Origin of the sequence: Blautia parvula (genome assembly GCF_020215665.1) — a bacterium.
Lineage (GTDB): Bacteria > Bacillota > Clostridia > Lachnospirales > Lachnospiraceae > Blautia > Blautia celeris.
Genome location: NZ_CP084061.1, coordinates 3,945,893 through 3,962,076 on the forward strand (window position 1 = coordinate 3,945,893; position 16,184 = coordinate 3,962,076).

Annotated in this window: 12 protein-coding genes; 1 reads left to right on the top strand and 11 read right to left on the bottom strand. The window is 41.3% G+C overall.

The features are described 5' to 3' along the window. Nucleotides 1-4: 4 nt before the first annotated feature. A complete protein-coding gene (locus LC508_RS18255; protein WP_033140154.1) occupies nucleotides 5-367 on the bottom strand; it encodes an Hpt domain-containing protein in 363 nt (120 codons plus the stop codon). Nucleotides 368-385: 18 nt separating this feature from the next. Further along, on the bottom strand, nucleotides 386-2,038 hold the full coding sequence (locus LC508_RS18260) for a diguanylate cyclase (RefSeq protein ID WP_118594072.1): 1,653 nt from the start codon (nucleotides 2,036-2,038) through the stop codon (nucleotides 386-388). 156 nt (nucleotides 2,039-2,194) lie between these two features. Here LC508_RS18260 and LC508_RS18265 point away from each other — a divergent pair, with 156 nt between their 5' ends. Continuing rightward, nucleotides 2,195-3,658: a GntR family transcriptional regulator gene (locus tag LC508_RS18265; protein WP_033140156.1), complete on the top strand. Its 1,464-nt coding sequence runs from the start codon at nucleotides 2,195-2,197 to the stop codon at nucleotides 3,656-3,658. A 56-nt stretch (nucleotides 3,659-3,714) separates the two neighbouring features. Here LC508_RS18265 and LC508_RS18270 read toward each other — a convergent pair whose 3' ends face one another. The 9 genes from LC508_RS18270 to LC508_RS18310 all read right to left on the bottom strand — a co-directional run bounded on the left by LC508_RS18270 (nucleotide 3,715) and on the right by LC508_RS18310 (nucleotide 16,094). Continuing rightward, nucleotides 3,715-4,491, bottom strand: coding sequence for a DUF6070 family protein (locus tag LC508_RS18270; RefSeq protein ID WP_146051698.1), 777 nt, complete (start codon nucleotides 4,489-4,491; stop codon nucleotides 3,715-3,717). A gap of 115 nt (nucleotides 4,492-4,606) precedes the next feature. Continuing rightward, entirely contained in the window at nucleotides 4,607-5,869 is a 1,263-nt protein-coding gene (locus tag LC508_RS18275) for a DUF6070 family protein (protein WP_225305212.1), read from the bottom strand. 756 nt (nucleotides 5,870-6,625) lie between these two features. Further along, entirely contained in the window at nucleotides 6,626-6,835 is a 210-nt protein-coding gene (locus LC508_RS18280) for a DUF3788 family protein (RefSeq protein ID WP_225305213.1), read from the bottom strand. A 257-nt stretch (nucleotides 6,836-7,092) separates the two neighbouring features. After that, a complete protein-coding gene (locus tag LC508_RS18285) occupies nucleotides 7,093-8,340 on the bottom strand; it encodes a Gfo/Idh/MocA family protein (RefSeq protein ID WP_033140158.1) in 1,248 nt (415 codons plus the stop codon). 238 nt (nucleotides 8,341-8,578) lie between these two features. Then, nucleotides 8,579-11,536, bottom strand: a complete 2,958-nt coding sequence (locus LC508_RS18290) for a glycoside hydrolase family 98 domain-containing protein (RefSeq protein WP_225305214.1) — start codon at nucleotides 11,534-11,536, stop codon at nucleotides 8,579-8,581. Between the two features lie 21 nt (nucleotides 11,537-11,557). Next, nucleotides 11,558-12,871 (bottom strand): alpha-L-fucosidase, encoded by a 1,314-nt coding sequence (locus LC508_RS18295; RefSeq protein ID WP_033140159.1) that lies wholly within the window; start codon nucleotides 12,869-12,871, stop codon nucleotides 11,558-11,560. A 23-nt stretch (nucleotides 12,872-12,894) separates the two neighbouring features. Then, the gene (locus LC508_RS18300) at nucleotides 12,895-13,749 is read right to left on the bottom strand and encodes a carbohydrate ABC transporter permease (protein ID WP_054351660.1); all 855 of its coding nucleotides are present in this window, start codon (nucleotides 13,747-13,749) and stop codon (nucleotides 12,895-12,897) included. Nucleotides 13,750-13,784: 35 nt separating this feature from the next. Beyond that, nucleotides 13,785-14,672: a carbohydrate ABC transporter permease gene (locus LC508_RS18305; protein WP_054351793.1), complete on the bottom strand. Its 888-nt coding sequence runs from the start codon at nucleotides 14,670-14,672 to the stop codon at nucleotides 13,785-13,787. A gap of 108 nt (nucleotides 14,673-14,780) precedes the next feature. After that, complete coding sequence (locus tag LC508_RS18310) at nucleotides 14,781-16,094, bottom strand: ABC transporter substrate-binding protein (RefSeq protein WP_103731990.1); 1,314 nt, start codon at nucleotides 16,092-16,094, stop codon at nucleotides 14,781-14,783. Nucleotides 16,095-16,184 lie beyond the last annotated feature (90 nt).

A 16,184-nucleotide genomic window follows, 5' to 3' on the forward strand; every position in this document is an offset into this window, starting at 1 on the left:
GATGTTATTCCTCCCCGGAACTCTTAAATTCTTTAATGACATTGATTATTTCATAGTAATCCATTGATAATTTTGACATCATTTCGACAGCTGTATTCCAATCGTTTTCTTTTAATGCTTTTGTTACCAAATTACTACTTTCAAACAATCTGGTAAAAGAAAGATTTTGACAAATTCCTTTGAGTGTATGAACAGCTCTTAGAGCCTCTTCATAATCCTTATTTCCCATAGACGTTTCAAACAAGTAAAAGCTTTTATCGTCCAAGAATTTGTAAACAAATTTCTGAACGGTCTGTTCACGCCTCAGTCTACCCAATACCTCATCAAAATCGCCGCCGAATTTTATATAACATTCTTTTAGATTCATAATCACAATTCCTTCATTTTAAATGTTGTCTATGCTGCCTTCTCTCTCGTTTAGAAAACATATGGTCACTTTATTTTTTACTTTTTTTGATTGATACATCATATTGTCTGCAGCTTTGAAAAGTTCTTTTGTGGTTCCTATTCCATATACTCCGCCTATGCTTACTGACATATGTAGTTCGGGACGGTCATCAATTATCAGAATATCAACAGAACGCCTGATCCTCTCAAATTTTTTCTCAAATATATCTGCAGGAATACTGAAAAAGATGATTACAAATTCATCGCCTCCATAACGGATAACGGCATCTGTTTTTCGTACAGAGGATAAAACAGTTTGTGCAATGTTTTGCAATACGATATCGCCTACATCGTGGCCATAATTGTCATTGATATGCTTAAAATTATCTACATCTATTACCACCATCGCCTGAATATCATTTGCACCTTGAAAATGCTCGTCATAATAACGGCGATTGTAAACATTGGTTAAGGAATCAATATATAATAATTTTAAATGCCGTTGTTTGCGGGACAGGAAAGTGTATTTTTCATAGTAAAACAGCCTGTCGTAGTCTATTTTATTTCTTATATCCTGAATATTTTTAGTCTCTTGTTCCGGGGAGGTATCCATAAGCTCACTTTCAAGTGTGTCCGCAATTTCTTGAAGGCACAGTAAAAGAGAAGGATTAAATGCACCACATTGTCCTTCTAAGATCATTTTCAAAGCTTGTTCATGTGAATAAGCTTTCTTATAACATCGTTCACTGGTCAAAGCATCGTAAACATCAGCCAGGGCAACCACCTGGGCAGCTATGGGGATCTCCTCGCCCTTCAATCCATCCGGATAACCATTGCCATCATACCTTTCGTGATGCCACCGGCAAATCTCAGTAGCCACTTTGACAAGCGGAGCCTCCTGCTGCTCAATGGGCAGGTCTAATAGCATATTGGCGCCGACCATGGAATGAGTTTTTATCACTTCAAATTCCTCTGCTGTAAGTCGTCCAGGTTTATTCAGTATTGCATCTGAAATTGAGATTTTCCCAATATCATGCAGCGCAGAAGCAGTGCTGATCAATGAAATATCTGCTTTTGACAAAGAATATTGATCTGTAAGCTGAACCAACTGCTTTAGCAAATATTTTGTAATCGTATTGACATGTAGTATATGTAGGCCACTCTCTCCATTACGGAATTCCACAATATGAGACAGGATTGAGATCATCAGCTTATTATTCTTTTCCTGTTCGTGAAATTGTTCTGCGATAATTTTTTCAAGACGCTGCTGCCGTGCATATAAAAGCATCGTATTAGAAATTCGACGCTGGACAATGGTCGAATCAAAAGGACGGCTTATATAATCAAACGCTCCCAAGTCATAGGCTCGTTTAATATTCGTGGGGGAATCATCAGCAGAAATCATGATAACAGCAAATGTGTCATTCCAGTGGTATTTGTTTATGTAGGCTAATACTTCAAAGCCATCCATTTCAGGCATCATAATGTCCAGAAGCAGAAGAGAAAAATCTGATCTTTGCTTTGAGAGGAGTGAAATTGCTTCTACACCATTATCAGCCTCAATTACATCATATTGCTCTTCCAGGATATCTACCAAAAAAGCGCGATTCATTTCTGAATCGTCCACAATCAAGATTTTTTGTTTTTCCATGATTTTAACTCTTTCAAAATAATTTTACGGTTTTATTATAAATGTATCCTTACATACTAGCAATAACCATATTGGTAAGGTAAGCAAATAGGTAATGTGTAGATACTGACAAAAATAGTTCGTCATGATATAATTCGGACAGATAGGAGGCGAATGATGAAACCACAGGAAACAAAATTTACATTTGTTTATAACGAAATTAAGCAAAGTATTTTAGAAGGCCAGGTACTTCCCGGAAATTCATTGTCATCTTCGAGGATGTTTTGCAATCAATTCCATGTTAGCAGATATACGATTAACCGTGTCTTTGACGCATTGCGGGAGGAAGGGCTGGTAGATATTCAGCCTCGCCTTGCACCAATCGTTGTTTCAGGAAAGGCTACTTCTAATTCATCACATACTGTTTTCGACATTTTAAAACAAAAAGAAGGTATTTTACAGATATATCAAACATTTGCTCTAATACTTCCTTCACTTTTGGTTTTTGCATTGCAGGGGTGTGATGTGGAGATACTGCCCCACTATAAACAGTCTATAAAAGTATTGCGTATGGGACATTCTTCAGGTGGATGGCGTGCTCCTTCTAAATTAGCATACGATATATTAAAAATAGGTGGTAATTCACTATTCAGCGAACTCTATTCTACATTTGGTCTTTATAACAAGATTACATTTTTTACAGAAGATTGTCCTTATTTCGCTAGGCACTTTTTAGAGGGATCTGTATCCGTAACCAGCGTCATTATAGATATATTAAAGAGTGATGATCCACAAACAAAGTACAAGAAGTTATCAAATATGTATCAAAGACTTACAGATTCCATTGAATGTACGTTAAATTACTTGTCAGATACAACGCCTAAATGTCCTGCTCAAACTGGTATATCGTATTCGTGGAATCCCATGCGTGGTCAGGATTACTATTACTCAAAAATTGTTAATGAGTTGAACCTAAAAATTGGTCTTGGAGAATATTCTGTCGGAATGTATCTTCCATATGAAAAGCAGCTGGCCAGCCAGTATGATGTCTCTTTATCGACAGTCAGAAAAGCATTGTCAGAGCTTGAACAAAGAGGTTTTGTAAAAACATTGAATGGTAAAGGCACTGTAGTTATAAAACCGGATGACACGAAACTTCATCAGCTGGCTCTTAATTCTGGATTTGTAGAAAAAGCATTGCGTTACCTTCACGCCTTGCAGCTAATGGTATTAATTATTCGCCCGGCGGCTTTAGTGGCAGCTCCACAGTTTACCAAAGAAGAATTGGACGAGTTAGAAGAAAGATTTACTTCATCAGACTCTATTTATTTGGCAGATATTTTGGAATCCATAATGAAACATACTATGTTAGAACCTTTATATGTTATCTTATCTGAAACCAATCATCTTCTTGAATGGGGGCACCATTTTGCTTATTATCCATCCAAAAAACATACACTTTTACATCTCAATAAGCAAGTCTTTCTAGCGCTTCAGCAATTGCGCGAAGGTAATACAGACTCCTTTGCGGATGGCATAGCAGATTGTTACCGTTACAATTTGGTTCTTATGAAGAAACATATGGTAAAAAAATATAAGTTTCAAAATGTGGCTAATATTCGGGTTCCAGAAAAATACTAGCCTGAGTAAGACCAGTAGGGCAAGAATATCTTGTTTCTGCTGGTTTTTCTCATTTTCTACCAGGGGACAGTTCTGTTCTTTGTTCTGAAAATTACACCTGTGCAAATACGGTAAATTTCTTCAAACATACAATGCATCAGGATATCCTCCACATTACTGCTGTCCCAGTTCGTCACAGGCATATTGCAATTTACATAGCTTAGTCCGGTTATATACTTTTGGATTAATTCCCTGCACTTATCTGATATCGGACTCGTTCTCCAGTACTGGCACAGGCTTGAATGTGGAATCAGGATTTCATAAGAATAAATAAAATATCCTTTTTCCGTTAATTTAATTTCGGCTATGCTATTTTCCAAAGTACTCCTTATCTCAGGTATGCCGCCCTGCTGCCAGCCTATCCCTACATAATAGGTCTGCAGTTCATTCTTCCTGTACAGGAAAGTGACTGCACCGATAAAGCCGTCCGGATTCACTTGGAAGATCGTAACCATGGACTCTCTTTGGTTCAGATACTCGGAATAAAATGCAAGGATTTTTTCCGGATTTACCATGTTGCAGTCCTTCGTAATGCTTACAAACCCCGCCTGGCCAAGAATTGAAACCACTTCCTTACACTGTTCGCCTGTAAACTCTACAATATTCGATGAAAAAGCAGGGCCGTCAGCAACCTCTATGTTCTGATAGATGCCTTTTACCTGCTCCGCTACCGTCAACGCTATCTCCTGAATCTGCTTCCTTTCTTCCTCTGTAAAGAGGCAGACCTTCCTCTCGGGGATAACTAACGCTTGGGAGTCAGGGGATTCTGCCTGCTGTTTACAGCTTCCTTCCATATCTTCCGTCTTCTCATGCTCCGGTCCTCTTAAGACTATGCTGCAGGCGATAACAGTAACCAGCAATACTATTATGGAAGCACCCCCTTTTTAATCAGTCATTTCACATTTTCCATCATTCCATGCTTCCATACATCTCTTCCCACTGTGCTGGAGTCAAACGCGGCTTATGCCAGATTCCCTCTTGATTTTCATCTGACGGTATGATCCGGTTAGATACATACTGTACCCCTCCACCTTCCAAATGGCGGACTACCACCTCGTGGGAATATACTTTGAAAATGCCTGCGTAGGGAAATACCACATTAACTGTCAGCGTTATGGTTCCGTCGCTATTTTCCGTATACTTAACCACTTCCGGAAATGGATACTCCGGGTATTCCACTTCATAAAAGCCTCTCGGCTTATATTCATACGTCCCATCCTCTGAATAGAATACAGTTTTTGACTGCAATGTACTGCTATCTATGTTGATATAACTTTGAATAACAATCTCGAATTCATCTTTCGTTATCCTGTATACCGCTCCAACTCCTAAGTTGTCGTCCATACCATATGGAACCTGACTGCCATTCACTCTGAGGTAAAACAGGTCATACAAATCATAGAAATCCAAAGCCGCAAAATCATTTTCATTCCAGTCCGTCAGGAATAGATTGTTTCTCTCATAACCGGCCGGAAGGATATACTGCCGGTTCAGCTCCCTGCATGTCTCGTCTAAAGGAAGTACCCGGAGTGTAGCATACTCGTTCGCTTCACTCATAGTGAGCACATCTAACTGTTCTGAATAATAGCTGCTGGAAAGCATCAGATACACATCCTCTGTATATTCCCACCGGTCTGCATGAAAACTGGATGTAGACAACTTTTCCAAGTCCTGCTCCTTATACTTGTAATAGCTGGTAGTAACCTCTACCTCCCCACCTTCTGTCTCCAGGTCATATTTCACAATCCCGTCCAAGAACCCCTCCAGGTCGTTGATTTTTATAAGGGTGAGCCTTCCCTCCGCTTTCGTATCTACTTTCCCGCAGAAACTGATGACATGTTCCGATTCTGCCATATCAATCTGATTTCTTCCGTCAACTGCCGCATAACCATAATCGCCAAACCGGGTTACAATACTGCGGAACATTTCCAAATCATCCATACGGCCTGCTTCCTCGGCATCTCTAAAAGGCTCACATCCAATCTCTATCACGGGGTCTGCTTCCTCCTGAACCTTATTCCCAGACTTTACCGCCCCGCTTCCTTTTCCATCGTTTCCAGGTTCTGTCCGGGATGTATCAGCACATCCGGAAATACCCAAGAGCAATATAATAAGAATGAGCCAGTTTCTTCTCATCTTCTGTTTGTACCTGCCTTTTTCTTCAAACCTCATATCTGCCTCCATTCAGCTGTTATAAATCCCATGTATCTATAGGTTTTAAAAGGAATACTACACATGTAGGATTTATAAGTCAAGAGAAAACAGAGACGGAATACAAGGAATTTATGCGGTGTGCGATTGGCAGGAATTTAAATACCACCGGTTTCTTCATGAGAAATACATTAATTTGAAGGAAAAAGCTGCTAGATAAAAAGAACCCTCGCAAAAACAGAACGGGAAACAGAAAAAGAGACATATCCCACAGAAGAACCTGTGCTAGAAAGCATGGAATTCTCTGGAATATGCCTTTTTGAGGAAGCGGGTCTGAAAAATCTCATTACCCCACAGCCCCTTTTTGTGTTCTGTTAAGTTATATTTTTCGCTTAATGCTTTTTTAACTCATAATATACCGGATGCTCCGGAAGGGTTTATAACAACTGCGTCCTCGCTCCCACTGTTTCGATTATGTATCAGCTCGAAGTATACCTTCGGTTAAGCAAGCCGAATTATGTATGCAATGGCTGCCCAAAGAAGCATAACCTTTGTATTTTAGAATAACATTTATACATTTCCAAAGAAACTCACAAAAAGTACGAACTTTCCCTGCGCGAATCCCGTTCAGGCATCGGGCTTTCCGGAAAAATAGTGAATACCTATTGCGATTACTACCTATATAGCGTGACAACACCGTATCAAATATAAGAATCCAAATATACTGAAAGCCGCTCCTTTCTGAATTGAAAACCCAGTATAGTGAGCGGCTTTATATTATTTACCTATTCGGAGTTGGAGCAGGCTAAACACGTCCTGCAGAATTTCTCTATCCCGCCCTTCTATCATCAACCATTTCTGCCCGTTTCCTACCTTTGTGTTTTTAAATACTGTCTGCACATAGTCAGAACATAGAGGTATCAAGAGTTCCGCCTCCCTCATTTCCTTCCTACCAATCACGACAAGAGTTATAAAATATACTTGCATGGGATAAAGCGTGCAGAAAGATTTCCCACTCTTTTATATTTCATATTCCAGCCTACCTGCATAGAACAACGGCTATATTACTTGCAGGGTTTACTTAGTAAGCGGACTGTATACGGCTATTAAACTCTACCCATAACGGGTTGTTAATATATTCAGCTAATTGCTCCAAAGATGGAGATATCGCAGCCCAATTCATCATATAAACCTTTTCATTCTCATATCCCTTGGGATTTTCCACGCTGAAGGCATCTGTCAACTCATACATACTCCTTAAAGTCAACTGTCACTTTGTTTACTCTGGCATCTTCCGCTGCAAGTGCCATGAGATGGCTTTCCACTGACATGGAAGCATCTGTTTTTCCCTGCTTTCCTTCACCGATCATTTTCACAAAATCACGCATCATACTCATGTCACTTCCACTGTGTCCTTTTGCAGAAGTATGAAGCTGAATCACTTCTAATGAGTTACTCACAAAATCAATAAGCTCTATAGTACCAGCCTCCATATCACCACTTAGTTCACCTTTTGTCCCCATCAACCGGATCCGCCTTGCACATCGATTAGTGAAAGCTGTCATTAAAAAGGAAGCCGTCACTTCGTTTTCAAACTCAATTTCCACAGACTGGTGGTCCACCACTGTATTGTCGCAGTGAAAGACACATCTTCCGTAAGGGCCTCTGCGCAGTGCCCTGAGAATAGAATCTGTATCTGTCATATCTGTCACTGCATAGATCAACCCGTCTTCTTCCGCCTTTGGATGTTCCAGATAAAATTTAGGGGCATAAAATGGACAGTCATCCCTGTGGTCACACCCATCCATACAATATCCGGGGGCTTCTGACGGAGCATTTTGTTCTTTGAAGTAAGTCAAACCGCCGCAGGAACTGATTGTTTTACAATGACTGCCGGAAAGCCACAGAAGAATATCCATATCATGACAGCATTTCTGCAAGATCATAGGACTAGATTCTTTTGCATTCCTCCAGTTTCCCCTAACAAAGCTATGTGCTTGGTGCCAATACCCCACCTCTTCGATATGCTGTATACTCATTAATTGCCCGATTCTCCCTTCCTCAAGCAGCGACTTCACACTTGTAAAAAACGGTGAATAACGCAACACATGACATACGGAAAGGATACGGTTATATTTGCGGGAAAATTCCCCCATCTTTAAAATTTCATCTTTTTCCGGAGACATAGGCTTCTCGCACAATACATGATACCCCTTTTCCATTGCTCTGATAACCGGCTCAGCGTGCATCCTGTCCTGTGTACAGATCATGGCACAGTCCGCCATACGTTCCCTGCTCAACAATTCCTCATAACTATTAAACTGCATATCTTTCGGAATATTGTGCCTGAAGGCGAATGCTTCCCGCCGGATCTGGTCAGGTTCAGCCACTGCCACTACTTTTAGTTCATTCGGATGTTCCAATGCATATCGGGAATAGACATACCCGCCCCGTAATCCCGCGCCAATCAGCACACTCGTTACCTGTTTCATGCTTTGATTTCCTCCTTCTTTTCAAACTCTGAAAAATACTGCCACGCATAATACGCTTTAATTACAACCGAAACAGGAATTCCCGCATATTTTAACGCAGCACCGGAATACACTGCAGTCGTATGGTGCCCGCTCATCCCCCCTCATAGTAGACAAGCGTTCCGCCCATGTGGTAGTCAATTTTCACACACCATCGTATAAATGCAACAGAAAACCAGTCCCAGTTAGTTTCATATTGTTACGACTCTGCCATTATATCGAAGTATACATAACCATTGCTGATTACTGTAATGTTTGCTGTTTTTGTTTCTGCATCGTATACAATCTCGGGAGTCGTGTAGTTACCTTCCAAGCCTGATACATTATTTATTGTCGGCTCATTTTCCAGATTAGTCAATGTAATCGTGGTCGTTCTTCGTTCCTGATCCTGGGTATTATTAATATAATTAGTATACACCCATGAAAGAGCATCTTTTTTACTCATCTCAGGCAGCACCGCCGCTTCAGAAGCGTTCTGTGCACCTTCCCACAGTTCATCTTTATTTGTCCGGTAATTGTTTAATCTGACAGTTATACCGTCTGATTTTTCTTTTATGATTAGATATGTATGAGGTTCCAGCACCGCAGAAACATTCCATTCTCCACCGGTTACACCTGGTACAGAGAGACTCATATTTTCTGCAGTCTGATTCACATCTTCATTATACTTGTAATTATATACATACCATGTATCTTCTAATTTCTGCGCAAAAATATCTCCGTCATACATGTTCTCATAAAGACTATTAAAATATGCCTGTCTCTTCTCCATGTTTTGGATCCTTTCATCCCCCTGCTCCACGATTTCGATCCCTGTCCCGCTAAATTTTTCTTCGAGGACAGACGATGAGATTGAAGAAGGAACTGCTGGAATATTCCCATATCTTCCCGTGATATAAGTTGGAGACTGTGTCATTTCCGTGTTCAGGCCTACAAAAAAGTTTCCGTTCCCCATGGAAGACAGATTACCATGTATTATTGTCTTTGTGGAGTTCAACATTTCATCTTTAGTCGGGGCGGGATTCTCAACTGCATATCTGAAAAACTCCTGTATTACATTCGTGTATAGTGGAGATTGTTCATTTTTTACGCCATAGGTATACGCTGGATGCTCAAAGTTATATACACATCCTCCATTGAGGTAGATCATCATAGCCTCGATTCCTAATAGTGCTTCAGGTTCAGACAGCCACTGGCGGTTCCCCTGTGTTTTTCCTATATTATCACTCTCAAACAGTTTCCATTTCCCTGTCTCATACCATTTCCATGTATCCATAAGTCCACCCCACTGATAGACATAGTCAGTAAGCCATAGACCTGTCATATAACTGCTTGTTGGTGCATCATTCCCCTCTGCGGCAGGTGTATTTTTGTACATGAATATAAAATAATCACTGTATTTTTCCACCGCCTCTTTAAAAGCAGTCTGTCCCTGTGTGCCCATAGCTTTTTCAATCGATGCTCCATTATTTTGTTCTGACCAGATAAAATATCCGCCATGCTTCGCAGAAATAGTAAGATACTCTGCAGCCATATTTTCAATTCCACTTGCCCACACCCAATAATTCTCTGTACAGAAAATCCCCTGCAGACAACTATATTGTTCATACATCTCTTCGATCCATGCCGTTGTAAGCCAATGCGCAGCCGTATAGTAATATTGATTTCCCGCTGTATACACAGTAAGTACTAGTGGAATCGGTTCATTTTCCCCAGTCTTTGGATTTACATAATTTTGTGCCTCCTCAAGATAATGTTCGTAGAAATCTGCTGCGCTTCCATTTTGTTTTGGCAGATCATCCGGGTGCAGTTCTATCACTGTGTAAGGTTTTAGATCGTCTGGTACTTCTTCCCATTTGCCTGTCAGTGTATCATCGCCCCAGAAAGTATATTGCCGCTCAGCCTGCGCATATTTTTCTCCATTGGCATATAGCGGAATCATCATCAGCGGAACTTGATTTGATATTTCACGACGTTTTTCCTCGGGTTCCCACGCATCGGGATCTATAAACGGTCCCTCTGCCACAACCTTGGCATCTGCATATACAATTTCATCTGCCCAGGTTTGTTCTCCGGCATAACATCTTAAATGCAGCATAGATGCATTTTCAGGGACTTTAACATCTACGCGGATCGCAGGGGTCGTATACAGAATTCCTTCAGGATAGTCTTCCTGAGACGAGTATAGAACCGTATCATCCGCTAAAATCTCTATTTTTTCCACAATAGCATGTCCCGCCGCTTGGTTGTTTGCGCTTCGGTCAATCCCTATGTAGGCTTTAAGTTTAGAAACTCCGGCCCCATTGATATTATAAGTGATATCTGAAGGATATGCTGCTACAGTTCCTAAGCCCTTTTCAAATGTTCGGATATTTCCATTTTGCATTAGCAGCCGGATAGGTGTATCTTCTCCATTATTTCCCGGTGTAAACGGATGGTCTTTCTGTACTTGCTTGCTCGTATCAGAATCTCCGTGGGTAGCCGACGTCCAATTCAGATTCGACAGATAATAATAGGAAGTCCAGTCATCCGGTCTTGGAAATGTACCTGACGCAATAAAACTTGCATCAGCATATACAATTTCATCTCCCCAAGTCTGTTCTCCGGCATAGCTTCTCAATTCGATTTTCTCTGCATCTTGTGCGATATCAATATCTATGAGTATAGCGGGAGTATTATAGTCAATGCCGTTGGGATATATATCTTCTGTGCTGAAAACAATCTCCTCATCCGCAATCACTTCAATCTTCTCCACCTGCGCATGACCGGGCAGCGTATTATTTGACGTTCTGTCAAGACCTGCGTAGCAAGTAAATCTACTTACTTCTGCACCTGTAATGTTATATATAATACTGGAAGGAGACGCGGCAACTGTTCCTAATCCTTTATCGAACACTTCTGTCGTCCCATCTTCCATCAGGAGGCTGATCTTTGTATCCTCCCCATTGTTTCCCGGAGTAAACGGATGATCTTTCTGCACAGTCTTATCATTGTCTGCGTCTCCATGTGTAGCAGAATACCATTCCATATCTGATAAATAATATTTTATTTCAGTGCTCTCTTCTGCCTGCACATGTTTTACGGATAAAGGGATAATACTCAAGATTATAACCATACAAAATAAAATTCCAAATGAATATTTCAATTTACCAATCATTTTGCAACTCCAATTACATAATTATATCAATTCTTTTAAGCAGATTTTCAATACAGTATCCTTTTCATCAGGCAGAGGATATGTAAAAACTGGATCTTCACCAAACGATACAAATGCCACATCCGGATAAAGAGCTGTATTCCACGCCTCCCCGCGATTAACCTCACTACCATCAGCCAAATATGTCACTTCAACCAATTGTTCAGGTGAGATTCCATATAGCGGCAGTGCTCCCAGAGGCGTCTCATATACATGTGCATAAATCACATTTTCTTTCTGGGTATATCTGCCCCATTCTGGTTTTTGCAGTTTCGAGATTCCACATCCATAAATGCTCTCTTTATTTTTCTGCATCCATTTTCCTACTTTCTCAAGAATATCGACACTCTCCGTCGGAATATTCCCCTTTGCATCCGGACCTACGTTGAGAATCATATTTCCGCCTTTACTCACACATTCTACCAGTTTTCGCACCAACATCTGCGGGCTTTTGTACTGATGATCAAAATTACAGTATCCCCAATGATTATTCATTGTGGCGCAAAGTTCCCAGGGGATCGGCTCTCCTTTTTCGTCACATACTCCTTCAGGTGGGATGATTTGTTCCGGGCTTGCAAAATCGCCGCTGTAGATCAACGGATGCTCCTTTGCGATACTGCCATGGTTGTCTCCTGCACCTTCCAGACGGTTATCAATAATCACATCTGGTTGGAAGGTGCGAACCATTCGGATCAAATCAGATGCCCGCCACTTTTCTCCCGTCATATCATCATAGGAGAAATCGAACCAAAGCAAGTCTAGTCTCCCGTAATTGGTTACAAGCTCTCTGACTTGTCCGTGCATATAATCAAGATACCGGTCAAAGTCAATCTTCTCATCTTTGTATGCCTTGTTATTCCGCATGGGGTGCTGCTTGTCGCCATATTTGGGAAAATCAGGATGATGCCAGTCTATAATTGAAAAATAAAGGCCCACCTTCAGTCCTTCCTCCCTACAGGCGTCCACAAACTCCCGGACAAGGTCCCTTCCGGCTTTAGTGTTCGTCGCTTTGTAGTCAGTCAGTTTAGAATCAAACAGGCAAAAACCGTCATGATGCTTCGCTGTCAGCACTACATATTTCATTCCCGCATTCTTTGCCAGGCGCACCCATTTTTTCGGGTTATAGTCCACTGGGTCAAATTTGTCAAAATAGCCCCTGTATTCTTCCACTGTCATTTCCTTTTGGGACATCACCCATTCGCCGCACGCCGGGATCGAGTACAGCCCCCAATGGATAAACATGCCAAATCTGGCGTCCATAAACCACTTTGTGCGTTCCTTAATTTCCTGATTCATATCACTTATCTCCTCCTATATCACTATCCTTTAACCGCGCCGCCTGACAATGCCTCTATAAAGAACTTGCTGAAGATACAGTACAAAAGTATCGGCGGAAGTATAATGACGACCATAGCTGAAAATAATCCGTTATAGTTTGTATTAAATGCTGTTGTAAATGTAGAGAGCAGCGAGGGAACAGTCAGCTTCTCGCGAGTGATCAAAACCAGAGATGCCCAGTAATACTCATTCCAGTTATTTAAAAATGCAAGTACTGCCGCTGTCATAATTCCGGGGCGCGCAATCGGAAAAATCACCTTAACCCAGGTTCGCACATATCCACAGCCATCAATTCTCGCCGCTTCCTCCAGATCCCGTGGAATATTGTCATAATAATTTTTGATAACAAAAAAACTAATCGCAATCCCACTGCAGGAATAGATCAAAATCAGCGCTCCCCTCGTATCGTAGAGATTCAGATTGTTAATCAGGTTATACACTGGATATGTCAAAGCGGTAGCTGGAATAAACATAGTTGAATACAACAGTATGCTTACCAGAGTTTTACCCTTAAATTCCATTCTCGCAACCACATAGGCTGACATAGAGATCATAACTACGCTGATAATTACTGATACACCTGCCACAAACATACTGTTACCAAAGTACCTAAGCACATGGAGATCCCGAAATGTGGAGATATACCCATTCAGGTAGATTGATTCTGGAAGTTGGAATCCCGGTCTTGCCAGAGGATCTTCCTTTAAACTGGACAATATAAGCCATATCAGAGGGACTAAAGCCACAATCAGCGCCCAGAAAAGGCAGATGTAAGTAAAAATCCGAGTTCCAGCAGGCATACTTTTGGCACTTTTTATGTGTCTTTTTTTCTTCATACTAATCACCTATTTCTTTCTTCTTCACTCCACTATTAATGTTTCTTTTTAAAAGATACGCTGTATACCAGATTGATAACCAAAATAATCACCATACCTGCCAAAATCTGTATCACTGCCACTGAGTTTGCCCTGCCAAACTGAGTTCTCGGACTAGTGATTGCCAATTCACGGATAACATAGCTGATACTGTACGTTCCGGCAGCTCCTTTTGTCAGGAAGTATACCTCGTTGTAGAGCAGGAAACCAGAAGTTGCTGCCATAATGGATACCGTCCTAAGCGTCCCTTTAATCATCGGGACCGTGATATGCCAGTCCTGTCTAAGTCCGCTCGCACCATCCAGCATTGCAGCCTCCCGCACTTCCTCAGGAACCGCCATAATATTGCCTAAGATCATCAATGTCGTCGTTCCTGTAAAGAAAATATAGGCGAAGGTCATAGCGATAAATGCCGGCCCCTGTAATAAAAGTACACTGTCATTAAAATCTGTTTTAAATAACCGGATAATAGGATTGATGATTCCGTAGGATGGATTATACAATTGTAAGAAAATTATCCCCATAGCTGCTGTAGAAATCATATTCGGGATAATATAAACATTGCGGACGAACTTGATCCCTTTCATTTTTCTGGAAAAAGCCAGCGCTATCAGCATTGCCACAGGAACCTGCACTGCAGCTCCCAAAATTGCCCAGACTGTAGAATTTTTCAATGCTTCCCAGAAAAAGGGATATTTATTGAATATGTAGTCATAATTATCCCACAGATGCTCAAAGCTAAAGAATTCGGGATTCGCAATATTCGTATAATCCCACTTACAGAAGGATGTAATAAACACTGTAATAATCGGGTACAGATAAAACACACAAAATGCAACCAAAGTTGGGGCAAGAAACGCAATGATAAATCCGGTTCTGCGCATCCCAAGTTTATTCTTCTTTTTCTTTACACGCGGGTTTGCCAATCATAACACCTCCATATATTAAAAAATGGGAAGGGACTGCTCCCTTCCCTGAATCTCAACTTTATCTTATCCAATCAATGCGAGTAGTTCTTTCTGAAGCTGCTCAAATCTTGCATCGATATCAGTTCCTGATACTGCTGATTCCATCAGAGCATTGATAATTGCTTTGTCTACATCAGAGCCCCAAGTATAGCTCAAATCGATCACAGTTGTATCTGCGTCATTCACTTGTGAGCATGCTTCTGCCAGCTTGGAAACTATGGCATTATCGCTCTTTTGGGCCAGCGCATTCAGATCCAATGTCGTATTGCACGGTTTTGCCTGTACTTCTGTAAATATCTTTTCCTGCACTTCCCCGCTTGTCATATACTTAACGAATTCCAGAGCGAGCGCTGTCTTTTCTTCACTCATTCCATTAGCGACCGCAATACCGTCACCGGCGGATGCAATGGCTATGTTACCTGGAAACAACGTTGGTTCTATCACTTCTGCGTTTGCTTCAGCGATAGCGCCTGCGTTCCACACTCCATTAAACAGCACGCCCACTGTTCCGTTTGTATTGAAATCAGCCATCAGATTCCCATTGTCATCTGTCGTATGATCAGATCCATTTGCCTGATCCAATTTTGCCGCTGTTTTAAACGCCTCTGCAAACTCGCTGGAATTAATGGTATCCTCAGTCAATTCTGATTCTATCATTTCTTTACCTTTCTCAGTAGATCCCATGATTGCATTCACAATCTGACGGGATCCCTGGCCTGCAATATAACCGTATATACCGTTACCCAGCGTATTGATCTTGTCCATCGCGTCCCCAAAAGAGGTCCAGTCAGCAAATATTTTATCCGTAGATACGCCTGCCTTTTCCAATACTGCAGAATTGTACCAGAGTCCACGGCTCTCAATCTGATCATGGACAGAGTAAATATGTCCGTTCTGGTCATTCTGTGTATAGTTCAGTCCAACTGCATCTGCAAGATTATTCTCATCGATATAAGGTTTCAGGTCATACACAAGATTCTGTGCCACAGCCGATGTCAGCGACCCTCTGGCACCGCCAAAGTCCACCATATCCGGGAAAGAGCCGCCAGATACCTGTGCGCTGACAATCTCGTCACGATTCTCCACCGCTATTGCTTTGAATGTCACATTCCCGTCCGCATGCTCTTCTGCAAACTGATCATATATATCTCTCATAACCTGAGCAGCCGCCCACTCGCTCTCATCCTGATAATACCCGTGATAAAATTCCAGAGTGTTATCTTCATCCTTGGCAACGGAACTTCCTTCTTTACTTGAATCTGAACCACCTCTACAGCCAGCCAGTACAGTCACACACATTGCCGCAATCAATAATATACTTACGACTTTTCTTTTCATACTTTCCTCCTTTTTGTGCGTTTTTACTTTTTGCAAAATCATTTTACCTCTATTTTTATATATTTTGAATGACTTGAATTGACCCAAATC